The organism is Sphingobium sp. R-21, assembly GCF_049913335.1.
In the GTDB taxonomy this organism is placed as follows: domain Bacteria; phylum Pseudomonadota; class Alphaproteobacteria; order Sphingomonadales; family Sphingomonadaceae; genus Sphingobium.
On sequence record NZ_CP184374.1, the window covers coordinates 2,775,749 to 2,796,226 of the forward strand.

Sequence of the window (20,478 nt, forward strand, 5' to 3'; positions counted from 1 at the left end):
CTCATGGCTCAGTCGCTTTCTGAGAGGTTGATGGAAGCACCGCCGCCGTGGCTGTCGCCCGATTTGACGGCGTGCGCGGCGACCTGAACGCCTTGGGAAAGCTGTTGATTGCGCTTCATGCGCTTGGCCCAATCGGGCTGGTTCACGGTAGCCCCGCTCGGTGCAGCGGCGGCGGCCGGTTCAGCATCGGATGTGGCGCCCGCGATTTCGGCCGCGGCATTGGCTCCGGATTGGTAGTTCGATTTCAGGCTATCGGCGGCCTTCGATGCTGCGTGCTTGAATGGTGAGGCAGCGGCCTGTGCGCCGGTACTGGCGACATTGCCGAGACCGGATGCCACGGCTGCAACGCCGGATTGCCCGGCGGCCCCGAGGCTGTACGCGGTCGTTGCACCGCCTGCGAGCGTAGCGCCGCCACGAGCGGCGGCGGCCGCACCGCTGGCAAGAGCAGCTCCGCCCGATGCGACAGCACCGGCTGCGGCGGCCCCGGCGACGGCGACGCCGCCGGCGGCAAGGCCAGTTCCGATGGCGGCGCCTGCGCCGAGCTGCGGTCCGCCCGATACGATGCCATTGGCGATGCCTGGCCCGAAGATTCCAAGGCCGAGAAGCGACAGGGCGGCAAGGACGATGGCCATGGCGTCGTCGATCGATGGCGTTGCCCCGCCAAAGCCTGCGGTGAATTCGGAAAAGAGCGTCGAGCCGATGCCGATGATGACGGCGAGAACGAGGACTTTGATCCCCGACGAGATGACGTTGCCGAGCACACGTTCGGCCATGAAGGCGCTTTTGCCGAAGAGGCCGAAAGGGATGAGCACGAACCCCGCCAGCGTCGTGAGCTTGAACTCGATCAGGGTCACGAAAAGCTGGATGGCGAGGACGAAGAAGGCGAGCAGCACGAGCGCCCAGGCGAACAACATGCAGGCGATCTGGATGAAGTTCTCGAAGAACGACCAGTAGCCCATCAGGTCGGAAATTGAGTCGAGCAACGGCCGCCCGGCGTCCAGCCCAGTCTGCGCGACCTTGCCAGGGCGAAGGAGATCTGCGGTGCTGAACCCCGTTCCGCTCGCTTTCAGGCCGAGGCCTGCGAAGCTTTCGAAGACGATGCGGGCAAGGTTGTTCCAGTTGCCGATAATGTAGGCGAACATGCCCACGAACAGCGTCTTCTTGATGAGGCGCGCCATGATGTCGTCGTCGGCGCCCCACGACCAAAACAGCGCGGCAAGCGTGACGTCGATAACCACCAGCGTCGTTGCAATGAATGCGACTTCGCCATGCAGGAGCCCGAAGCCTCCATCGATGTAGCGGGTAAAGACCTCGAGGAAATGGTCGATGACGCCGGTGCCGCCCACGATCAGCGGACCTCCGGCCGGTCGGATGAGAATTGGTCCGGCGCAGGCGTAGCCCCGAGGAAACGGCGCCGATTGTCAGCCCATGCCTTGAGGCATTGCGGATCATGGGCGCCTGCTTCGCCTGCCTGCGAACAGCGGGCAAGCTGGTCATCCAGCGGGTCGTGCCGGACGATGGACGGCGGCTTCTCTGTGGCCGCTTCCGGACCTGCATCGCTGCGGTTCATATCGATCGCAGTCGCCGTGACCGCGAAGGCCACGAAGGCGACAGCGCCGATGCGTGCGAGGGTCTTGCCGTCCATCGTCTGACCTCAGTTGCCCGACTGGAACATTTTGGCGTTGCCGGGCTGGTAGCCGGTGCCCGGCGTCAGGAACCGGCGGCGCTGCTCCTGGCCCTGTGCAGCCGCAGCCGTCTGTTCTGCCGACTGAAGCGCCTGCGCCCGGCCATTCGCAGCAATGAGCGCCGTGAGGTCGGCCAGTTGCTGAGCCTGGAGGGCGAGAAGCTGATTGCCGGCCTGCGCCGCCTGCAATGCACCGGTAGCGCCCTGGCTCTGGCCGATCAGCGCCGACATCTGGGTGCGATTGGTGTCGATATTGCCGACGACGCCTGCCTGCACGCGCATGGCGTCCTGCAAGCCACCGACGGTATTCTGCCAGCGCGCGCGGGCATCGGCGATGAGCTGGGTATCGCTCGCCGACATCGCCGTGCTGCCGTATTTGAGCTGGAACGCGCGATCGATCGACTGCACGTCGTAGGCGATGTTCTGGGCCTGGCTCAGGAGCGACTGGGTGCGCTGCACCGACTGCTGGAGCTGCTGGAGCGCGGAATACGGCAGGCTCGCCAGATTGCGGGCCTGATTGATCAGCGATTGCGCCTGATTTTGCAGTGACGTGATCTGGTTGGTGATCTGCTGAAGCGATCGCGCCGCCGTCAGCACGTTTTGCGCGTAGTTCGAGGGGTCATAGACGATCCCGCCGAACCCGAACTGGGCGTATGCCGGCGCGGCCAGCATCGGCGTGAGAGCGACCGGGGCGACAAGCAGCGCGGCAATGAGCCGAACGCTGCGGGGGTTACGCAGTTTCATGGTGCTTTGTCCTGATTGGTGAGGTTGGGGACGAGGTCAGCGGCCCAACCGAGCCCTCGGTGTCGAAGCCATTGAATGAGGAAGGCTTCGCGTCCGTGCTCGCTGAGGATCTTGGCGATGGCGGCCTGAACGGTCTTCGATGAGGCGGCGCAGAGCGCCAGTGCGACGTCGGACAGACCCAGCTCGAAGAGCCGGTTGCCGCGCCGGGACTGGCAGTAATAGTCGCGCTTGGGAGCTGCCCTCGCGATGATCTCGATCTGGCGATCGTTGAGCCCGAAGCGGCGATAGATGGCCGTGATCTGGGGCTCGATCGCGCGCTCATTGGGCAGAAGAAGCCGGGTTTGGCAGCTCTCGATGATGGCGGGTGCGATGGGCGACCCGTCGATGTCGGACAGCGACTGCGTGGCGAAGACGACGCTGGCGTTCTTCTTGCGCAGTGTTTTCAGCCATTCGCGCAGCTGGCCGGCAAATCCCTCATCGTCGAGCGCGAGCCAGCCTTCGTCGATGATGATGAGCGTTGGCGATCCGTCGAGCCGGTCTTCGATCCGGTGGAAGAGGTAGGCCAGGACCGCGGATGCCGCTCCGGTGCCGATGAGTCCCTCGGTCTCGAAAGCCTGCACCGTGGCGCTGCCGAGATATTCGACTTCGGCATCGAGCAGGCGGCCATAGGCACCGCCGACGCAATAGGGCCGGAGGGCCTGCTTAAGGTCATTGGACTGGAGCAGGACAGCAAGTCCAGTGATCGTCCGCTCGTCGACGGGCGCCGAGGCCAGTGAGGTCAGCGCGGACCAGACGTGCTCTTTCACGTCAGGCGTCATTGCCACGCCTTCGCGTGTCAGGATCGCGCCGATCCAGTCAGTAGCCCACCCCCTTTCGGCCAGATCATGCACTCGCGCGAGCGGTTGCAGGTTGACGGATGTCTGCGCGGCATCGGTGAGCCCGCCGCCGAGATCGTGCCAGTCTCCGCCCATGGCGAGCGCCGCCGCCCGGATCGAACCACCGAAATCGAAGGCAAAGACCTGGGCACCGGGGTAGCGCCGGAACTGGAGCGCCATGAGGGCCAGGAGAACGGACTTGCCCGCGCCGGTCGGGCCGACGACGAGCGTGTGCCCGACATCGCCGACGTGAAGGGAAAACCGGAACGGGGTTGAGCCTTCGGTCTTGCCGAAGAGCAGTGGGGGCGCTGCAAAATGCTCGTCCCGTTCCGGCCCCGCCCACACCGCTGACAAGGGTATCATGTGGGCGAGGTTCAAAGTGCTGATGGGCGGCTGCCGGACATTGGCGTAGACGTGCCCCGGCAGGGAGCCGAGCCAGGCATCGACCGCGTTGATGGTCTCCGGGCTGGCGGTGAAATCTCGGCCCTGGATGATCTTCTCGACAAGGCGCAGCTTTTCATCCGCGGTGCGCGGATCTGTATCCCAGACCGTCACGGTAGCAGTGACATAGGCCATGCCGGCATAGTCCGCGCCGAGTTCCTGAAGCGCGAGGTCGGCATCAGCGGCCTTGTTCGCCGCGTCGGTATCGACGAGGACCGATGCTTCGTTGGTCATCACCTCTTTCAGGATCGCGGCAACGCTCTTGCGCTTGGCGAACCATTGCCGCCTGATCTTGGTCAGCAGCTTGGTTGCATCGGTCTTGTCGAGCAGGATCGCGCGTGTCGCCCATCGGTAGGGGAAGGCCAGGCGGTTCAACTCGTCGAGCAGACCCGGCGTGGTGGCCGTCGGGAATCCGGTGATGGTGAGAACCCGCAGATGCGACGCACCGAGGCGCGGCTCGAGGCCGCCGGTAAGCGGCTGATCGGCGAGCAGCGCGTCGAGATACATCGGCGTTTCGGGCACGCGGACTCGATGCCGCTTGGTCGATACGCAGCCGTGGAGGTAGGTCAGCGTTTCGGCGTCATCGAGCCAGCGGCATTCGGGCATGAAGGTTTCGATCAGCCGCAGGATGCGATCGGTGCGGTCAGCAAACCCGCTCAGGACTTCGAATGGCTCGATGCCGGAATGTTCCCGGCCCTCGTAAAGCCAGCTTTCCGCGCGGGAAGCATCTTCCGCTGGTGGCAGATAGCAGATGGTGAGGAAGTAGGCGGACTCGAAGTGCGCGCCGGCTTCCTCGAAATCGGCCTTGCGCTCGGCATCAACCAGCGCCGACGCAGCATCGGGAAACCGGCAGCCAGGATAGTGGGCCGCGGCGTGACGATCAGCCTCAACGAAGATCGCCCAGCCCGATCCGAGGCGGCGGAAGGCATTGTTGAGTCTTCCTGCCACAGCGACCAGTTCGGCAGGCACCGCAGAGTCGAGATCCGGCCCTCGGAACTGCGTGGTCCTTTGGAAGCTGCCGTCCTTGTTGAGAACGATGCCTTGGCCGACCAGAGCCGCCCAGGGCAGGAAGTCGGCGAGCCGGCTGTTGCGGTTGCGGTATTCGGCCAGGTTGAACACGTGTGCCCCCTCAGACGGAAAGATGGCCGGGGATGCGCAAATGGCGGCGCACCACATCGACGAAGAGCGGATCGCGTTTGGCGGCCCAGACGGCGACGACATGGCCGATTGCCCAGATGCCAATGCCGATGAGCCAGAGGCGCAGGCCGAGGCCGACAGCGCCTGCGAGCGTGCCATTCAGGATGGCGAGACCGCGCGGTGCGCCGCCAAGCAGGATCGGCTCGGTGAGCGCCCTGTGAACCGGGACCGTATAGCCGGCGATCTCGCCGCCCTGTTCGACACCGCCCATCATCAGACGAGCGCCCCGCCGCCGAACGAGAAGAACGACAGGAAGAAGCTCGATGCGGCAAATGCGATTGAGAGGCCGAAGACGATCTGGATCAGACGGCGGAAACCGCCTGACGTGTCGCCGAACGCCAGCGTCAGGCCCGTGGTGATGATGATGATCACCGCGATGATCTTGGCGACCGGTCCTTCGATCGACTGGAGGATGGATTGCAGCGGGGCTTCCCAGGGCATGGAGGAGCCCGAAGCGTGGGCGGCGGGCGCCATGACCGTGGTGAGGACGAGCGCGGACAGGGCCGTTGTCAGGCGGTGATAGGGACGACGGACAGACGCATTCATTGGCAGGCTCCTTCTGCGGGTTGAGGGATGATGGGAGTGACATGGTAGTCGCCGTCCGGACCCAGACCCTCGACGCGGGCGAGTTCGACCAGGCGGCGAGAGGCGCCGCGACCGGCGAGGACGGCGATGAGATCGATGGTTTCCGCGATCAGCGCGCGGGGCACGGTCACGACGGCTTCCTGGATGAGTTGCTCCATCCGACGGAGGGCGCCGATGGCGCTACCAGCGTGGATCGTCCCGATCCCGCCGGGATGGCCGGTGCCCCAGGCTTTCAGGAGGTCGAGAGCTTCGCTCCCGCGCACTTCGCCGATCGGAATGCGGTCAGGACGAAGGCGGAGCGACGAGCGCACCAGCTCGGACAGCGATGCGACACCGTCCTTGGTGCGCATAGCGACGAGGTTCGGCGCGGTGCATTGCAGCTCGCGCGTGTCTTCGATGATGACGACGCGATCGTCGGTCTTCGCGACTTCGGCCAGGAGTGCATTGGTGAGCGTGGTCTTGCCGGTCGAGGTGCCACCTGCGACCAGGATGTTCGCGCGGGCGACAACGCCTGAGCGCAAGGCCTCGGCCTGGTCGCTCGTCATGATCCCGGAAGCCACATAGTCGCCCAGCGTAAAGACCGCGACGGCGGGTTTCCGGATGGCGAAGGTCGGCGCGGCGACGACAGGCGGAAGCAGCCCCTCGAACCGCTCCCCCGTTTCGGGAAGCTCGGCGGATACGCGCGGTGCGCCAGTGTGGACTTCGACGCCGACATGGTGTGCGACCAGGCGAACGATGCGCTCGCCATCGGCAGCCGAGAGCCGTTCGCCGGAATCGGAGAGACCCTCGGACAGGCGGTCGATCCAGAGCCGTCCGTCTGGATTGAGCATGACTTCGACGACCGACGGGTCTTCAAGCAGGCGGGCAATGGCGGGACCGAGCGCGGTGCGCAGCATGCGTGCGCCTCGGGCCGACCTTTGCGAATTATGATGTGAAGCCGCCATCTGGTCCCCGTTTCATCGGGGAGAACAGGCGCTCCCCGGCTTGGGGATGATTAAGAGAGCCGGAAATTTGTCCGGTTCAACAGGTTTCGGTCGTAGTAGAAGCGTGGCGTGCAAATACAGGGAAACGGCGGAGTGCCGGGGATCTGGGAAGGCAATGGAACCACGCACGGCGCCTCAGTCGCCAGCAACAGAGCAATGGCCGGCGTTCGGCATGTCCAGTACCTTGAACTTTTGCCGACAAAGCTGAAAATGACCGCCATAACCGTCACGAATGGGCTTTCTGACTGCCTTCGCGGTCATTCCATTGTTTTTTAGCATTGTTGATGGTATTGACCGTTATCGCGGTCGGGAAACTGTTTTATGACCGCTATAACCGACATTGAGGTTCATATGACGGAGCATCCCCGCACATATTCCCGCATGACGCGCGAAGCCCTGACCATGATGGGTGGGCTCATTCGTCTCGCGCGCAAGCAGCGCAGGATGTCGGAGGCTGACCTGTCAGCCCGGGTGGGTATCGCGCGCAGCACGCTGCAACTGATCGAAAAGGGGCACCCCAAGGTAGAAATTGGGCTGGTCTTCGAGGCCGCGACGCTGGTGGGTGTACCGCTCTTCGTTGACGAACCTTCCCGGCTTGCTCCCGAGATTTCGAGGGTCAACGACAAGCTGGCGCTCCTTCCGCAGTCGGTGCGGCATCCGCGCTCGGAGGTGAAAGATGACTTCTGATCGCCTTCAGTCCGCTGCTGCGGCTGCTGCTCAAGGTCCTATCCCGCCGGCTACGGAAGCTTTCGTGTGGATGTGGCTGCCAGGTGCGCTTGAGCCCGTCATTGCCGGGCGGATCGAGTTGGACGGTGGTCTCTATGCCTTCAACTATGGCCGTTCCTATCTCGAACGTGCCGACGCCATGCCGATCTATGCGCCGGAGCTGCCACTCCAACGCGGCAGGATCTTGCCCGAAGCCCCGCTCGATATGGCTGGGTGCTTGCGCGACGGCGCGCCGGACGCATGGGGGCGCCGGGTCATCATCAATCGTCTGACGGGCCTTCGCGGCGAGGCAGCGCACAATGTCGAGTTCGATGAACTGACCTTCATGCTCAATTCGGGTTCCGACCGCATTGGCGCGCTCGACTTCCAGACGTCAGCCGATCGGTATCAGGCTCGTGAGCAGGACAACGCGACGCTTGAGGAACTGCTCGAGGCGGCCGAACGGGTCGAGCGAGGCGAACCCATTCCCCAGGCTCTCGACAAGGCGCTGTTCCACGGGAGTTCCATCGGCGGCGCACGTCCCAAGGCATTGATCCAGGATGGCGCGGACAAGTTCATCGCAAAATTCTCAGGCACCAGCGACACCATGGCCGTGGTGAAGGCCGAGTTCGTTGCGATGCGCCTCGCGGCAGAAGTGGGCCTCGACGTCGCACCCGTTCAACTGACGCAGGCGAGCGGCAAGGATGTCCTCCTGGTGCGCCGTTTCGACCGCGAATGGAACGGCACTGGCTGGACTCGCCGGGCAATGGTCTCCGCCCTGACGATGTTCGGGCTGGGAGAAATGCAGGCGCGCTATGCGAGCTATGTCGATCTCGCCGAGATTGTGCGCGCGCGCTTCACCGATCCGCAAGCGACACTGCGCGAACTGTTCGGACGGATGGTCTTCAACGTGCTGACGGGCAATACCGATGACCATGCCCGCAATCATGCCGCCTTCTGGAATGGCGCCAATCTCACGCTCACACCGGGCTACGACATATGCCCGCAGCCGCGTAACGGCCGGGAGGCCAATCAGGCGATGCTGGTCTTTCGCCAAGGCGATGTCGAGGACAAGCGCAGCCTTCTGGAAAGCTGCCGGCTGTCGGCGTCGAACTTCCTGCTGGGCGACCGCGATGCCCGTGATCTGATTAACGACCAGATCGTGAAGATCGCCCGATTGTGGGGTGACATCTGCGACGAAGCCAAGCTGAGCGAGGTCGATCGCGGATATCTGTGGCGCCGCCAGTTCTTCAACGACTACGCTTTCGAAGGCTATGTCGATGGAGCACCGCAGCTTTGACGGGAGCAGTTCGCGGCAGCAATGGGAATGCCAAGATCCGCAAAACCGACATCGATGGTTCAGCGACCAGGTTGCTGGGGTTCCTGGAGAGAAACAGGCTCGAGAGGATCTTCGACTACCCCTTCGGATATTCCTACCCGAAGAATTGCTGCGAGAGCGTGTCGCTCATCCTGACCTATCTCCTCGAAGAGAAATATCGGCTCGACAATGTCCGCATCATCAAGGGTTCCAAGGCTTGCGGATATGAGCACCATTTCTGGGTCATGGTGGGTGACTGGAGCTATGATCTGACCGCCCACCAGTTCGCCAGACACAAGCCCAAGATCGGCGTTCTCGCTGATCCGTTGTTCCTCTCCTTCCCTGACTGGAACGCCGAAAATAAGCGGGATTTTGTGGATCGGTCGGATGTCGTTGCCGCATTCCGCAATGGAGTCATTCCGTTTTGAGCGGTTGAGAAGGCAAAGCACTGCCGCCTTCACCCATGCTGTCCTCCGGGATTTCCTGACGCAGCCTCGGGCCTTTGGCCAACCGTCGGCCGAGTGCCGTGACAAAGGCGTCGTAGCGTTCGCCGGCCTTGGCCCGGGCAGCCTGGGCCGCCGGTTCTGGCAAGGCGGGTGTGGTCGCCAGCCAGAATCGGATGAAAACCGCCAAGGTCTCGATTCCGATACCCACATCGCGTTCCGTCCGCGCCATGCGCCGATCGATCTGATCGAGCCGTTTCGCGAAAGCGGCTTCGCGGCGATCGGCCCCATCGGGCGAAAGGAACGAAGCGATAGCCGCTTCAGCCACCAACGACTGCGACTGATTTCGGCGCGCGGCATAATCGGCCAGCATCGTCATGACATCGGGATCGAGATAGACGGAAATCTGCGCCTTCTTCTTGCGGAGGGACATGGTCATCAGATCTCCATTCCATCGCCGAAATCGAGCGATGCCTGCCGCGCCACGCCCTGCATGATCCCGGTCAACGCGCGGTTTCGTGCAGCCAGATCATCGCCCTCATCGTTGTGATCGCTGTCGATCTCGAACTCATTGAGTATGGGTTGCTGGTTTGCGATGGGTTGGGTCAGGCTCAGCTCGGGCTGCTGCCGCCGTTCGGAATCAGTCGTATCGTCGTCGTCACCACTCGCGACCTGCGATGCCGGGGCGGAAGTAATCTGCGGCGGCACCGCCAAGCCGGTCCAGTCATCTGCCTGTATTTGTTTCGGGACAACCAAGGCAGGCGGCGGCAAGATCCGCTCTTTGAAGCGCGCGTCCTCGAAGTAGCGGGCCTTGCGGGCTCTGATCGGCGGGATTCCGGCCACCATGACGATTTCATCGGCGGGCGGAAGTTGCATGATCTCGCCCGGCGTCAGCAAGGGACGTGCAGTCTCCGAGCGCGAAACCATCAGGTGCCCAAGCCAGGGCGAAAGACGGTGCCCGGCATAGTTGCGCATCGCCTTCATTTCGGTGGCGGTGCCAAGCGCATCCGACACGCGCTTGGCGGTGCGCTCATCGTTGGTGGCGAAACTCACGCGAACGTGGCAGTTGTCGAGGATCGAATTGTTGGGGCCGTAGGCCTTTTCGATCTGGTTCAAGGACTGCGCGATCAGGAAACTCTTCAGCCCGTAGCCTGCCATGAAAGCGAGTGCGCTTTCGAAAAAGTCGAGGCGGCCCAAGGCGGGAAACTCGTCGAGCATCAAGAGCAGCCGATGCCGGTCGCGCTTTGCCTGCAAATCCTCGGTGAGGCGACGTCCGATCTGGTTGAGCAGGAGCCGAATGAGCGGTTTGGTCCGGTTGATGTCGGATGGAGGGATGACGAGGTAGAGCGTCGTTGGATGCTGACTGCCGACAATATCGGTGATGCGCCAGTCGCAGCGCCGGGTCACTGCCGCGACCACCGGATCACGATACAGGCCAAGGAAGGACATGGCCGTGGACAGCACGCCCGACCGTTCATTGTCCGATTTGTTGAGCAGCTCGCGGGCTGCGCTGGCGATGACCGGATGCGGGCCGTCCTTCCCCAGATGCGCCGTCGTCATCATCGCGGCGAGAGTTGATTCGATGGGCCGTTTGGGATCGGAAAGGAAAGCGGCGACGCCGGCGAGCGTCTTATCGGTTTCGGCGTAAAGCACGTGGAGGATCGCGCCTACCAGCAGCGCGTGGCTAGTCTTCTCCCAATGATTGCGCTTTTCGAGACTGCCTTCAGGATCGACGAGGATGTCGGCGATGTTCTGGACGTCGCGCACCTCCCACTCGCCGCGCCGAACTTCGAGCAGAGGGTTGTAAGCGGCCGATTTCACGTTGGTCGGATCGAACAGTAGCACCCGGCCATGCCGTGCGCGAAAGCTTGCGGTGAGTTGCCAGTTCTCGCCCTTGATGTCGTGGACGATGGCGGAACCCGGCCATGCGAGCAGCGATGGTACGACCAGGCCGACGCCCTTGCCTGACCGAGTCGGGGCAAAGCACAGCACATGCTCCGGGCCATCGTGCCGCAGATAGTCGTGGTGGAAACGCCCGAGCACCACGCCGTCCGGACCGAGCAGACCGGCCGCACGAACCTCATTTGGCTCAGCCCAGCGCGCCGAACCGTAAGTCTCGACCTTCTTCGCCTCGCGTGCGCGCCAGACCGACATGGCGATGGCAACGCCAACCGAGATGATGCCGCCAGACGCCGCGATATAGGCGCCTTCTATGAAAATGGCCGGGGCGTAGGCATCGAAGCCATACCACCACCAGAAGAATGAGGGTGGCGGATAGAAGGGGAAGCCGAAGAGGTGAAACCATGGGCCGCCCAGTTCCGGTTGGAAAGCGAGGCGCCAGGCTACCCATTCGGTCGCGGTCCAGGTGGTCGTGAGCACGATCAGGAAGACGGTGATGATCTGACCCCAGAGGATTTTGGTGGCGGCCATGGAAAGTCCTTTCGAGATGGTGGGTCAGAGGCCGAGGCCGCGTTTGCGGGCAAAGCTCCAGTCGATGCCGCTGTCGGTGCGGGCCACGCCTGAGACGTGGCGACCGAGGTGCTTTTCGAGGGCGGGCGTCCAGGGCACGAGTTGAAAGCCGAGACCATCGTCCAACATTGCGAAGCGGCCTGAAGCCAGCGTCAGGCGCTGCCGGTAGGTCCCGGCGACATATTCGCCGCCTCCTGCCTGGTTGAAGGGCTTGCCGGTCTCGGCGGAAAGCTGGTCGCCTACCGACGCGATCTCCTGGCGCCGCAGTGTCTCGATGAGATTGCGGGTAAAGCTGACCTGAGAGCCGCGCTGTTCGGCAAGGCCCTGCTTCATGAGATGTTCGGCCCTGCGTTCCAGAGCCTCGCGCACTTCGCCTCCGAACCCGCTATCCGACATCGAGGCAGGCGCGCGGGCGATAGCTTGCCGGTCCAGCCAAGTCGCACCTGAGGCCGTGATCTGGCGGTCGATGTCGAGGTCCGACCGGACGGCCAGCGCCACGCGCCGGATGCCGTGGGCATCGTCGAAGCTGCGCAGTTCGACAATCGAGCCGGGCGCACTGTCGCCTGCCGCTTCGAGGTCGGAAAGCCTGATGTGATGGGTGCGACCATCAAGGCCATCGACCACTGCAAAGGCACTGCCTGTCAGTTCATCGTCGAGACCGCGCGCCACCAGGCGGCCCACAACCGGCAGGTCGAGATGTTCTGCTGCCAGCACGTAATTGGCCAATGCGCGCTCGATGCCGCGATCGGTCAACGCCCGGTGCATGCGCTTGATGATGTCGCCGCGTTCGCCGATTTCGCGCAAGGTCGCCTCGGCCTTGTCGTCAATGGTCCATTGGCCGGGACCGATCTGCGTCGCGAGGCCGAGCGTTTCCAGCTTGCGGAGCCGCCCGACCTTGAGCGTCTGGAACGGATCAGGGTCGCCACCCGGCAGCGGAGCCACATCGATGACACCGCCCCTGTCACCATCACGCACCAGTTGCCGATCGAGCTGGGTCCAGCGTTCGGCGCCGATCTGATGTTCAAGGGACCGGCGTATATCGAGATCGGTACGCGGCCCCAGTTCCTGGGTGATGAGGTCGCGCGCCCGATCCCGCATGCCTGCCTTGACGTAGTCCCGGGCGATGATGAGATCCTGCCCATCATCGCGCACGCCGCGAACGATCAGGTGCACATGGGGATGCTCGGTGTTCCAATGGTCGACGGCAGCCCAATCGAGCCGGGAACCGAGATCCTTCTCCATCTGAGCGACCAAATCACGGGTGAAGCTTTTGAGATCCGCCATCTCCAGTGCGTCGTCAGGTGAGACGATGAACCGGAAATGATGGCGATCGTCCTTGAAGCGCTCTGCAAACTCCGCGGCCTCTACGTTGCTTGGCTCCGGGCCGAACAGGCGAGCCTTCTCGCCATCGCGGGTGACGCCTTCGCGGCGCAGGTAGTCGAGATGGGTGGCAAGAGGCGCGCTGCGCGCATTGTGCCGAACGATGCGTGCTTTGACGACGGCACCGCGTGCGCGCGCGGTGATGAGCCTATTGGCCTGAATGCTGGCGCGTTGTCCTCGGCCGAAGCGCGAGGTGTGGCCCGTCTTGATGCGTCCGGCCCGGGAGATGCCGCCGCCAGCCCGCTGGGCTGCCGCCAATGCTTGGGCAATGAACGGTCTCGCGCGCTGCGAACCCGATGAGCGAACGCGGCCGGGACGGATGCGAAACTCGCGATCATCGGCCATCGGCGCACCGAACAATGTGCCAATGGTGATGGAGAAACAGAATGTTAGGTGGGTTCGGCACCTTGCCGATACCCGGCGCAAGGTGCGCGAAGGCCGCAAAAACCTCGGAAAAGCAACCAACCGACACAAGCGCAACGTGCGCCCTTTTATCCTGCCCTCCTTCGGTCGTGGGGACAGTCTCCCCCGATCTCCCGCTATCCTGCGAGGCAATGCGATGGGCGGATGTGCCGATCATCGAAGGCCATCCCCCGTCGCTCGCGCAGCAAACAGCCCATGCGGTTGCGGTGCAGCCGAAGGTTCACCGAACTGTGCTGGCTTGGCGAGTTGCTGGTCGGCGGACTCAGCCGATGACGAGATGAATGGTGCCGCGCGCGCAACGAAGATCGGCGAACGTGACCACGCGAAGTGATCGACCATGGCAACTGCCGTGGCATTGGCCGTGCCAGTCGGAGCGATCGCCGGTGCGACCATCGCGACATAGGCGCGCGTTTCGGCAGGCAAGGGGCGCCCCCGAAGCGCTGCTTCATAGCGTCCGGGGCCAGCATTGTAGGCGGCAATCCAGCCCGGCGAACCGTAGCGATCGAACAGTTCGCGGATATAGCCAGCGCCTGCGATGATGTTGTCATGCGGGTCGAAAGCATCCGGCCCCAATCGGTGCCGGGCGCGCAAATAGTCCCAGGTCGCAGGCATGATTTGCATCAGGCCCATCGCCCCTTTGGGCGAAACTGCGCGGAGCTTTCCGCGACTTTCCGCGTGCATGATGGCGTGCAGCCAGGCGGAAGGAAGGGCGAAACGCGACGCTGCCTCGGCAATAAATTCGCCGAACGGAATGCCGGGCATTGCGCGTTCGATCGCAGCCGATTGCGCGAGCGCGGCGCTCGGCAAGAGGCATGCGCAAGTCAGGCCGGAAAGGAAGAGGAGTGTGGAGCGGCGCATGGCATCAATCCCGTGCATCGCGCTTGGAAATGCGATTCCAGTGCAGCGACCAGGACGTGCCATCGGCGGCGTCGCGGAACAGATTGGCGCGAATGGGCTGCGGCAGAGCGGGATCGTCGATGATCAGCGCGATGAAGGTGCCAGCGCGCTCGCCGGTACGTTTCCAGCCCGCACCGATCTCCGGTCCGACCTCGATGCTGTCGTCATGACGGAGGTGAATACGAAAGTCCGGCGCATTCTCGGCATCGGACGGTTCGGCGGGCAGGATGCCGATCTCACGGCAATGCGCGAACGTATGGATGCGTCCGACGAAGCCGTCCGCATGCTGGGTGAAGGTGCCGATCTGTGGCATGGGAAGTCTCCTTGCGTTGCCGGTTGAGATGCTGACTAATGAGCAATGGCGAGGCTGAACGGTGGCGGTCAGCGCGCCGTCTGACGGGCGTTTGGGCGCCAGACGAATTGGCCGTTCGCCGCTTCATCGGTGTAGATCGGCGTTGCTCGTCCAATGATCGTGCGCGCCGGGATGGGGCCGAAATAGCGACCGTCGAGACTGTCCCGCACAGCGGAATTCATCAGAAAGACGGTGCCCACTGCGACGCGGCGACAACCCTGCCAAACCGGCAGCCTGCGCCCTTTGCTGTCGCGGTCGAGCGCCTCGCCAAGGGCCGCGCCATCCACGGTGATCGTGCTCCTCAGCCGACAGACAATCTGTCCCGGCAGCGCCGCAACATGCTTCATCAGCGGCACGCCTCTGCCAAGGTATCCGCGCTCAACCATGAAGTCGGCCAGATGCCGGGACGGTGCCACGGCGACCAGATCGCCGACGCGAAGATCGCGCGGCGGTTCAAGCCCATAGAGACCGATCGGAACACTGGCCGATGCATTCCAGACCAACCGGAGCGGCACGGGCACGAACGAAGCGATGCCGATGGCCAGCACGCAGAAATACGTCGTCATGACGTAGCCGAAGCGAGTCATCCCTCGATCTCCCGGCGCTTAAGCCATGCCTGATGACGTTCTGGTGTGTATGCACGCGGTGCCTGACCGACGCTCATCCGGTTCGCGACATGGCGCCAGTGATCGGGGGCTACGTCGCAGGCATCGAGTCCGACGGCTTCCACGTCATCAATCAGCCGAAGCATTTGGCAAACCTTGGGCCAGCCATCGACAGTCAGCAGGATTTCGCCGCCGGGTCGAATGTAGGGCAGCGTCTGATAGGCTTCACCAGGTGCCACGGCACGAACGATGTCGATCCGCGAGGCGACGGTGCCGAAGTCGTTTGCAGCCCAGCGAATAAAGCCGAAAACACTGCCCGGTCGATAGGAAAGCACGCGCCGCCGTCGATTGAGGATGTGATCGCTGACATGACGTCCGAACCTGATCCAGTTCTCGATCCGCTTTTCGATATGCGTCAGCTCAACATGGGTCAGGGTGTCGGCATAACGGGCGAGTGGCGCAGGGCCGTGCTGCGGGCCGGAGCCCGTGGCGCTGGTCATGATGGGTCTCCAGGCAAGTTAGGAAATGATCGGTTCACGGCGCGCCAGCGGGAGATTGCCGGGCGGCGACTGTGCTGCGCTGTTGCGGAGAAGAGGCGTTGCATCAGCATGGCTGCTCATGAGGCGGTGCATCGAAGGGAAGTTCGGCCGCAGCGCTTAAGTCCTGCTCGCCGTGGGAGGGAGATCGCCGCTGCCGGGCATTGACCGTGAGGCTGTTGCGGACCGTATCGATGAGGCTGCGCACATCGCGCGCGCGCTCTTCAAAGTTAGATTCTTGGTTAGATTCTAAGTTACGGGCGCGAATTCGGCTTGCGCTGTCGAGGCTTAACCCCGGATCGGGTTCCCGTTGGCACGAGTCTGGGGTTCCTGATGGCACGCGCCTTCCGGTTCCCGATAGCACGACGCCGTCCACAGGCTTTCCACCGGGTACCGATGGCTTGAATGCGAGCAGTGTACGGCCGCGGGCCTCGACTTCGAGGAACAGGAGGTAGCCCGGGAGCGGCTGGCGCCGAACGATGTCCCGAAGTTCGAACGCGAACCGCTTGAAGGGCGACAGGCTGCCGGACTTCTGATGCAGATGGCGAAAGTCGAAGCGCCAGCCATGGCGCTGCTTGCCACCGTGCTTGCGGACCAGGCGATAGAGCCAGCGATCAAGTCCGCCGGTGAGATCGAAATAGGCCCGATCGATGGTCAGCACGAGGGCGTCGTCGAGTACGGCTTGATAGAACCAGTCGGGCAGGATCAGTTCGATGCCGTCGGGTCGGCCATTGCTGTCCCGACGCTCCTTCCATTCGTTGATCCATGAAAATCGGTGCCGCCGTCCTTCAGCGTGCTGGCGGATCGAGGTGGCCACGGTGGTTGATTGCAGCCGATCCAACGCAGCTTTCAGGCGCTGGTAGTCACGCAAAGACGTACCGCGTCCGATGAACTTCAGCACCTCGTAAGGCGTTGCGACGATCAGCCGCGACGTTCGGAATCCCGCATCGCGCGCCTCGACGATCTGGCTGGCGGCCCATATCAGGATGTCCGCGTCCCAGATGGTCGCCATGCCATGATCCGGCACGGCCTCGACCCGGATCGAAACATTGCCAGCGGCAAAGTCGATCGGGGTGACGCGGTGGGTCTTGGACAGGGAGAAGAATGGATAGGCCATGAGGTCCTGCGCGTCTCGTGGTGCGACATCGCCTGGGATCGTGCGGAACAGATCGAGCTGTCCGCGCTCAGGGGGGGATTGAAGGCGAGGCGCCATGTGCAAATCCCGGCAGGTCAGCGCGCCAGGCGGCCGGCCATGGGAACGACATCGTCCGGATGCCACTTCGCTGGCAGCACGGTGCCACGTGGGTCGGACGTCGAGGTGACGGCACCGCGCTCGGCCCAATGCTGCAAATCGTCGACGGAGTAGACCACTCGGCCACCGAGCTTCTTGTAGGCGGGGCCGGTGCCGTAGGTCCGGTGCTTCTCAAGCGTTCGCGGCGAAAGGCTGAGAAACGCGGCAGCTTCCTTGGTGCGCAGGTAGCGTGGCGGCAGAACGGCGAGATCAGGTCGCATAAGTCGGCCTTTCGTGAGCTTCGTTGGTGCCGTCGGAGATCGACGGCGGGCGAAGGCCACAATGGCGAAGCGAAATCGGCGAGTTGCAGCGGGATTTTGGTCCCGGCTAAATTCGCACACCGGTAGTCGGGAGATGATTCAGGACCGTCGCCGGTGCCTCAGGAGGTTCCGGTATCCCCCCGCAATCATCGCGCGGGCATCCCGCAGCAGCCCCATGACAGCATGGCGCGTGGAGGAGGCTTGCCACTCGTCGCGGCTAACCGGGCCAATTCGAAACAAGGCGCGAGCGATGTCTTGTTGGGTGGCACCATCACGCGCCCCATCGAACGCTTGCAGCATCCGACGCGCCCGCATTCGTTGCTGCCGTGTCAATCTGGTGTCGGGCGGAACGGCCCGTCCGTGAAGCGCCGCCAGAAGGCGATGCGCGGCCTCAAGCCTGCCGAATCCATTGAGGTCCAAAGGAATGACGGCCACCGCTGGACTGGACGCTGATGCCAAAAATTGAATCTGAATACGTTCGCCGTTGGCAAGCCGGACCATGGCCTCGCCGTCACTTCCGGTGATCGCGGCGGACATCGGGCCATCGCCAGATTCAAAGGCCAGCTCAGAGGGAGCTTCGGCCAGAACGACGATGCTCGTGTCGTCCTGAGGCATCCAGAAAACGGTAGCGGCAGCGTGATCGAGTGCGGGATCTACTGCGAAATCGCAACCTCCAGCGCTGACGGATCGCGTCCGTCAGCATGGGTATGTCGGCGTCATGCGCCGACAGGGCATCAAAATCGCGGCTATAGGCTTCGTTTCGACGAAGCCATTCCCAGGCAAGGCTCGAGGCGCTCATGTGTTCGACGGGCTCGTAGCGTGCAGTAGAACGCCATTGAGATGCATCCGGCATCATCACGATTCTCCCACGGCCTCAATCGATTACGGGAGGGCGAAGATTCCTCGCTGCGACAAACGTCGGAAGCCCCCATCTCGGCAACAGGTGATGCCGGAGCGGCATCACCTGCTAATCCGGCTCGCCCTTGCGCAGCAGTTCGCGGTAGCCATGCTCAGTCATCCATTGCGCGCGTGCCAGATGGGCATCATGCACTTTGCGGGATCTCGCCGGATCAATCGCGGGGTCCAGGCCGAATAGAATTTGCGCGGCTTCACGCCAGTCGGCGCCGTCTCGGTGGGCATCCAGGAGCCGCAGATACAGCACCATGTGCTCACGATCGTAAGAGGTGAGTTGCTGGCCTTGCGGCGGTTCATCAAGAAACTGCGGTGTAGACTCGTCCATCACCGGCCACCACGTTGTTCTAGGTGTATTTGCGACTTTTCATCGGCCCTAGCATTGATCCAGGACAGCGGCTCGCAGAATTTTTCCGGTCGCTGACGAGTAGGACAGCCAGCCTCACGGCCGGGTCGATCGATCCCCTGGATGATGGAGCCGCAGAACACCTTCGCCCTTCTCCGTGGACAGAAGAACGACACCGGCAGATTCAAGAGCCCTGCGCACCTGATCGCGTGTGGTTTCATACACTTCGAGCCCGCTTTCGGATTCGAGGCGTTTGAGCGCGGTCAGTGAGACCTGGGCCTTGTCAGCGAGCGTCTCCTGTGTCCATCCCAGCAACGCGCGTGCGGCCCGCGATTGGCGAGCGGTGATCATGCATGATCGCCTCCCACCGCCGCGGATGAACGCGCCAGAACTACGACTATATTAGTCGCCCTTGCCGTAAATACCACCTCTATCCTGCGCCGATCGACCTCTTGAACCGCGAACTATTTGTGCAGTTGGCGGAACTGATTCGGTCGCCCGAATGCCAAAAGGCCCCGGCCGTTCTGGCCGGGGCCTGGCAGGGACCTCAGTCGCCCCGGCGACCATTGGGGCGAGACCAGATCAGCGAGTAGCCTTCGGCGTCTTCGTCGTCGAAGAGGTTGGCGTAGATCGGGGCGTTGAAGCTGGGATCATCGAGCTTGAGGCCCAGGTAGTCGCGGCCCTCGCCCGAACGCTTGGACCAGGCTGCGCCGATTTCCGCGCGGCCGACCACAACCCGGTGGCTGGGGGCGTTTTCGCCGGTGGCGCGCAGGTCGGGGATGATGCGCACGCCCTTGGCCTGTACGCTGAGGGTGATGATGTCGCCGGTGAACTCGTTCGAGCCGGTCTTCTTGAAGGTGCCGATGGTAGCCATGAGAAATCTCCGTTCGTTCGTTTTCGAACCCGCACCGTTGCGGTCTCGATGGCGATCGAGAGGCCGGAGACGACCGACGGCGCACAGCTTGCTGCCGCAGCGAAGCGTAGGACCGCGTGAAGCCAGCTTTCTTGCCTCGCGAGGAATGACGGCCCTGGCCGGCAGGGGAAGAAAGTTGGCGAGACGCTGTTGCGGCATAGGCGGTCGAGGCGCAGCCGGTCTTCGGCCAGATCAGCCCATGACTGAGGCCGTTTGGAGCGGGCGCGAGCGATCTGTTACGGGACTCGTGGCGATACGGTATCGTCCTTCAGACCGGCGCGGCCCGCCAACACCACGATCTCACCGGCGCCAGACAAGCTGGTGCGCCATCAAACGCAGCACGCTTCACCAAACGCCCCGGACCACGTGTTGGTCATATTCCGCGTAAATCGGGCAACCGTTGGTCGTTCGGACGGTGGTATTCCGGGGACAGCCCGGGCCAGCTTGATCCGACTATGTGGCCCCGCTTTGCCACTCATTTCGTGCAGGACAGCAAGTGTTTCGCCTCATTGTTCGTCCAATAAATCTGCCGGGTTGCTTCAGGTACTCGCCAGATTACCCGACGACGGCAGGGTGCCCGCCATGCCTGCTACCCGAACGAATGCCGCACAGCCGACTGCAATCGCGCCGATCACCGAGAACAACTGCTGCCAGGCTTCGGAGGGCATGGCGTGTTTCACGATGCCGTGGGTGGCATGATAGCCGGCCATGACCGCAGGTGCGACGAAGACGAGTGCGATCAGCAGCCTTGCCCAGGTCGTTCGCGCCAGCATCAGGCCGATCTGCCCCAAGCCAAGCGTCAGGCCTGCCGCAAGCAGTCCGGCGAATATCGCGCCTAGCAAGCCGGCTCCGGATTGATAGGCCCATGCGCCGATGCTCATGCCGACAAAAAGGGGCAACGCGAACACCGCAAGAGTGAACAGCAACCAGCAGAAGAAGCCGATTGCCGCAATGGACAGCAAAATACCAAGAATAAGCATGGTGGTGGTCTCCCGTGAGAAATGGTCTGACGGTCGCGCCTCCCCCACCACCACGGCGCGAATTGCGTTATAGCGGAAGTCGGGGGCCAGCGGGAGCGGAAACCGTTACCGGTCCCGCTCCGCTCGAGCGGTTGGGTGT

25 protein-coding genes are annotated in these 20,478 nt (G+C 63.2%); 3 read left to right on the forward strand and 22 right to left on the reverse strand.

The features are described 5' to 3' along the window. Positions 1-8 precede the first annotated feature (8 nt). Genes trbL through trbB form a run of 7 tightly spaced genes read right to left on the reverse strand, consistent with a single transcriptional unit; the run spans position 9 to position 6,470 of the window. Positions 9-1,346 carry a P-type conjugative transfer protein TrbL gene (trbL, locus tag ACN9MX_RS13365; RefSeq protein ID WP_426387060.1) on the reverse strand — a complete coding sequence of 446 codons (1,338 nt, stop codon included), beginning with the start codon at positions 1,344-1,346 and terminating at the stop codon, positions 9-11. Positions 1,347-1,348: 2 nt separating this feature from the next. Then, positions 1,349-1,645, reverse strand: a complete 297-nt coding sequence (gene trbK-alt, locus ACN9MX_RS13370; RefSeq protein WP_426387061.1) for a putative entry exclusion protein TrbK-alt — start codon at positions 1,643-1,645, stop codon at positions 1,349-1,351. Positions 1,646-1,654: 9 nt separating this feature from the next. Next, positions 1,655-2,428 (reverse strand): P-type conjugative transfer protein TrbJ, encoded by a 774-nt coding sequence (gene trbJ, locus ACN9MX_RS13375; protein WP_426387062.1) that lies wholly within the window; start codon positions 2,426-2,428, stop codon positions 1,655-1,657. Further along, positions 2,425-4,863 (reverse strand): conjugal transfer protein TrbE, encoded by a 2,439-nt coding sequence (trbE, locus tag ACN9MX_RS13380; RefSeq protein WP_426387063.1) that lies wholly within the window; start codon positions 4,861-4,863, stop codon positions 2,425-2,427. The genes trbJ and trbE overlap by 4 nt, the downstream gene beginning before the upstream one ends. Positions 4,864-4,873: 10 nt before the next feature. Next, a complete protein-coding gene (locus ACN9MX_RS13385) occupies positions 4,874-5,155 on the reverse strand; it encodes a VirB3 family type IV secretion system protein (protein ID WP_426387064.1) in 282 nt (93 codons plus the stop codon). Continuing rightward, positions 5,155-5,487 (reverse strand): TrbC/VirB2 family protein, encoded by a 333-nt coding sequence (locus ACN9MX_RS13390; protein ID WP_426387065.1) that lies wholly within the window; start codon positions 5,485-5,487, stop codon positions 5,155-5,157. The genes ACN9MX_RS13385 and ACN9MX_RS13390 overlap by 1 nt, the downstream gene beginning before the upstream one ends. Beyond that, positions 5,484-6,470: a P-type conjugative transfer ATPase TrbB gene (gene trbB, locus ACN9MX_RS13395; RefSeq protein ID WP_426387066.1), complete on the reverse strand. Its 987-nt coding sequence runs from the start codon at positions 6,468-6,470 to the stop codon at positions 5,484-5,486. The genes ACN9MX_RS13390 and trbB overlap by 4 nt, the downstream gene beginning before the upstream one ends. A 390-nt stretch (positions 6,471-6,860) precedes the next feature. Here trbB and ACN9MX_RS13400 point away from each other — a divergent pair, with 390 nt between their 5' ends. The 3 genes from ACN9MX_RS13400 (at position 6,861) to ACN9MX_RS13410 (ending at position 8,960) form a co-directional block, all read left to right on the forward strand. Beyond that, a complete protein-coding gene (locus ACN9MX_RS13400; RefSeq protein ID WP_426387067.1) occupies positions 6,861-7,196 on the forward strand; it encodes a helix-turn-helix transcriptional regulator in 336 nt (111 codons plus the stop codon). A gap of 70 nt (positions 7,197-7,266) precedes the next feature. After that, positions 7,267-8,514: a type II toxin-antitoxin system HipA family toxin gene (locus ACN9MX_RS13405; RefSeq protein WP_426387068.1), complete on the forward strand. Its 1,248-nt coding sequence runs from the start codon at positions 7,267-7,269 to the stop codon at positions 8,512-8,514. Between the two features lie 158 nt (positions 8,515-8,672). Beyond that, entirely contained in the window at positions 8,673-8,960 is a 288-nt protein-coding gene (locus ACN9MX_RS13410) for a hypothetical protein (protein WP_426387069.1), read from the forward strand. Here the strand turns inward: ACN9MX_RS13410 and ACN9MX_RS13415 are convergent. The 15 genes from ACN9MX_RS13415 to ACN9MX_RS13485 all read right to left on the reverse strand — a co-directional run bounded on the left by ACN9MX_RS13415 (position 8,947) and on the right by ACN9MX_RS13485 (position 20,393). Next, positions 8,947-9,408 carry a CopG family transcriptional regulator gene (locus ACN9MX_RS13415; protein WP_426387070.1) on the reverse strand — a complete coding sequence of 154 codons (462 nt, stop codon included), beginning with the start codon at positions 9,406-9,408 and terminating at the stop codon, positions 8,947-8,949. The genes ACN9MX_RS13410 and ACN9MX_RS13415 overlap by 14 nt on opposite strands. Positions 9,409-9,413: 5 nt before the next feature. Beyond that, a complete protein-coding gene (locus tag ACN9MX_RS13420; protein ID WP_426387071.1) occupies positions 9,414-11,405 on the reverse strand; it encodes a conjugal transfer protein TraG in 1,992 nt (663 codons plus the stop codon). Positions 11,406-11,429: 24 nt separating this feature from the next. After that, the gene (locus ACN9MX_RS13425; protein ID WP_426387072.1) at positions 11,430-13,169 is read right to left on the reverse strand and encodes a relaxase/mobilization nuclease domain-containing protein; all 1,740 of its coding nucleotides are present in this window, start codon (positions 13,167-13,169) and stop codon (positions 11,430-11,432) included. Between the two features lie 231 nt (positions 13,170-13,400). After that, the gene (locus ACN9MX_RS13430; RefSeq protein ID WP_426387073.1) at positions 13,401-14,105 is read right to left on the reverse strand and encodes a lytic transglycosylase domain-containing protein; all 705 of its coding nucleotides are present in this window, start codon (positions 14,103-14,105) and stop codon (positions 13,401-13,403) included. 4 nt (positions 14,106-14,109) lie between these two features. Next, on the reverse strand, positions 14,110-14,457 hold the full coding sequence (locus ACN9MX_RS13435; RefSeq protein ID WP_426387074.1) for a DUF736 domain-containing protein: 348 nt from the start codon (positions 14,455-14,457) through the stop codon (positions 14,110-14,112). A gap of 68 nt (positions 14,458-14,525) precedes the next feature. Next, entirely contained in the window at positions 14,526-15,083 is a 558-nt protein-coding gene (locus tag ACN9MX_RS13440; RefSeq protein WP_426387075.1) for a S26 family signal peptidase, read from the reverse strand. Continuing rightward, complete coding sequence (locus ACN9MX_RS13445) at positions 15,080-15,601, reverse strand: DUF2840 domain-containing protein (RefSeq protein WP_426387076.1); 522 nt, start codon at positions 15,599-15,601, stop codon at positions 15,080-15,082. Before ACN9MX_RS13445 ends, ACN9MX_RS13440 begins: the two co-directional genes overlap by 4 nt. Before the next feature lie 103 nt (positions 15,602-15,704). Beyond that, positions 15,705-16,754, reverse strand: a complete 1,050-nt coding sequence (locus ACN9MX_RS13450; protein ID WP_426387077.1) for a replication initiator protein A — start codon at positions 16,752-16,754, stop codon at positions 15,705-15,707. Positions 16,755-16,867: 113 nt separating this feature from the next. Next, positions 16,868-17,149 carry a helix-turn-helix domain-containing protein gene (locus tag ACN9MX_RS13455; RefSeq protein WP_337829523.1) on the reverse strand — a complete coding sequence of 94 codons (282 nt, stop codon included), beginning with the start codon at positions 17,147-17,149 and terminating at the stop codon, positions 16,868-16,870. A gap of 138 nt (positions 17,150-17,287) precedes the next feature. Further along, complete coding sequence (locus tag ACN9MX_RS13460) at positions 17,288-17,803, reverse strand: DUF2285 domain-containing protein (protein ID WP_426387078.1); 516 nt, start codon at positions 17,801-17,803, stop codon at positions 17,288-17,290. Next, positions 17,754-18,044 (reverse strand): transcriptional regulator domain-containing protein, encoded by a 291-nt coding sequence (locus ACN9MX_RS13465; RefSeq protein ID WP_426387079.1) that lies wholly within the window; start codon positions 18,042-18,044, stop codon positions 17,754-17,756. The genes ACN9MX_RS13460 and ACN9MX_RS13465 overlap by 50 nt, the downstream gene beginning before the upstream one ends. 111 nt (positions 18,045-18,155) lie before the next feature. Next, entirely contained in the window at positions 18,156-18,428 is a 273-nt protein-coding gene (locus ACN9MX_RS13470) for a DNA -binding domain-containing protein (RefSeq protein ID WP_426387080.1), read from the reverse strand. A gap of 114 nt (positions 18,429-18,542) precedes the next feature. Next, the gene (locus ACN9MX_RS13475) at positions 18,543-18,797 is read right to left on the reverse strand and encodes a helix-turn-helix domain-containing protein (RefSeq protein ID WP_426387081.1); all 255 of its coding nucleotides are present in this window, start codon (positions 18,795-18,797) and stop codon (positions 18,543-18,545) included. 196 nt (positions 18,798-18,993) lie between these two features. Further along, a complete protein-coding gene (locus tag ACN9MX_RS13480; RefSeq protein ID WP_426387082.1) occupies positions 18,994-19,320 on the reverse strand; it encodes a DUF736 domain-containing protein in 327 nt (108 codons plus the stop codon). Positions 19,321-19,898: 578 nt separating this feature from the next. Beyond that, positions 19,899-20,393, reverse strand: a complete 495-nt coding sequence (locus ACN9MX_RS13485; protein ID WP_426387083.1) for a hypothetical protein — start codon at positions 20,391-20,393, stop codon at positions 19,899-19,901. Between the last annotated feature and the right edge of the window lie 85 nt (positions 20,394-20,478).

Bases quoted from the DNA above. Each gene is read 5' to 3' on its own strand.
- trbK-alt (WP_426387061.1), bottom strand. From the start codon at position 1,645: ATGGACGGCAAGACCCTCGCACGCATCGGCGCTGTCGCCTTCGTGGCC.
- trbJ (WP_426387062.1), bottom strand. From the start codon at position 2,428: ATGAAACTGCGTAACCCCCGCAGCGTTCGGCTCATTGCCGCGCTGCTT.
- ACN9MX_RS13385 (WP_426387064.1), bottom strand. From the start codon at position 5,155: ATGATGGGCGGTGTCGAACAGGGCGGCGAGATCGCCGGCTATACGGTC.
- ACN9MX_RS13390 (WP_426387065.1), bottom strand. From the start codon at position 5,487: ATGAATGCGTCTGTCCGTCGTCCCTATCACCGCCTGACAACGGCCCTG.
- trbB (WP_426387066.1), bottom strand. From the start codon at position 6,470: ATGGCGGCTTCACATCATAATTCGCAAAGGTCGGCCCGAGGCGCACGC.
- ACN9MX_RS13400 (WP_426387067.1), top strand. From the start codon at position 6,861: ATGACGGAGCATCCCCGCACATATTCCCGCATGACGCGCGAAGCCCTG.
- ACN9MX_RS13405 (WP_426387068.1), top strand. From the start codon at position 7,267: ATGTGGCTGCCAGGTGCGCTTGAGCCCGTCATTGCCGGGCGGATCGAG.
- ACN9MX_RS13415 (WP_426387070.1), bottom strand. From the start codon at position 9,408: ATGTCCCTCCGCAAGAAGAAGGCGCAGATTTCCGTCTATCTCGATCCC.
- ACN9MX_RS13420 (WP_426387071.1), bottom strand. From the start codon at position 11,405: ATGGCCGCCACCAAAATCCTCTGGGGTCAGATCATCACCGTCTTCCTG.
- ACN9MX_RS13425 (WP_426387072.1), bottom strand. From the start codon at position 13,169: ATGGCCGATGATCGCGAGTTTCGCATCCGTCCCGGCCGCGTTCGCTCA.
- ACN9MX_RS13430 (WP_426387073.1), bottom strand. From the start codon at position 14,105: ATGCGCCGCTCCACACTCCTCTTCCTTTCCGGCCTGACTTGCGCATGC.
- ACN9MX_RS13435 (WP_426387074.1), bottom strand. From the start codon at position 14,457: ATGCCACAGATCGGCACCTTCACCCAGCATGCGGACGGCTTCGTCGGA.
- ACN9MX_RS13440 (WP_426387075.1), bottom strand. From the start codon at position 15,083: ATGACTCGCTTCGGCTACGTCATGACGACGTATTTCTGCGTGCTGGCC.
- ACN9MX_RS13445 (WP_426387076.1), bottom strand. From the start codon at position 15,601: ATGACCAGCGCCACGGGCTCCGGCCCGCAGCACGGCCCTGCGCCACTC.
- ACN9MX_RS13450 (WP_426387077.1), bottom strand. From the start codon at position 16,754: ATGGCCTATCCATTCTTCTCCCTGTCCAAGACCCACCGCGTCACCCCG.
- ACN9MX_RS13455 (WP_337829523.1), bottom strand. From the start codon at position 17,149: ATGCGACCTGATCTCGCCGTTCTGCCGCCACGCTACCTGCGCACCAAG.
- ACN9MX_RS13460 (WP_426387078.1), bottom strand. From the start codon at position 17,803: ATGCCTCAGGACGACACGAGCATCGTCGTTCTGGCCGAAGCTCCCTCT.
- ACN9MX_RS13465 (WP_426387079.1), bottom strand. From the start codon at position 18,044: ATGATGCCGGATGCATCTCAATGGCGTTCTACTGCACGCTACGAGCCC.
- ACN9MX_RS13470 (WP_426387080.1), bottom strand. From the start codon at position 18,428: ATGGACGAGTCTACACCGCAGTTTCTTGATGAACCGCCGCAAGGCCAG.
- ACN9MX_RS13475 (WP_426387081.1), bottom strand. From the start codon at position 18,797: ATGATCACCGCTCGCCAATCGCGGGCCGCACGCGCGTTGCTGGGATGG.
- ACN9MX_RS13480 (WP_426387082.1), bottom strand. From the start codon at position 19,320: ATGGCTACCATCGGCACCTTCAAGAAGACCGGCTCGAACGAGTTCACC.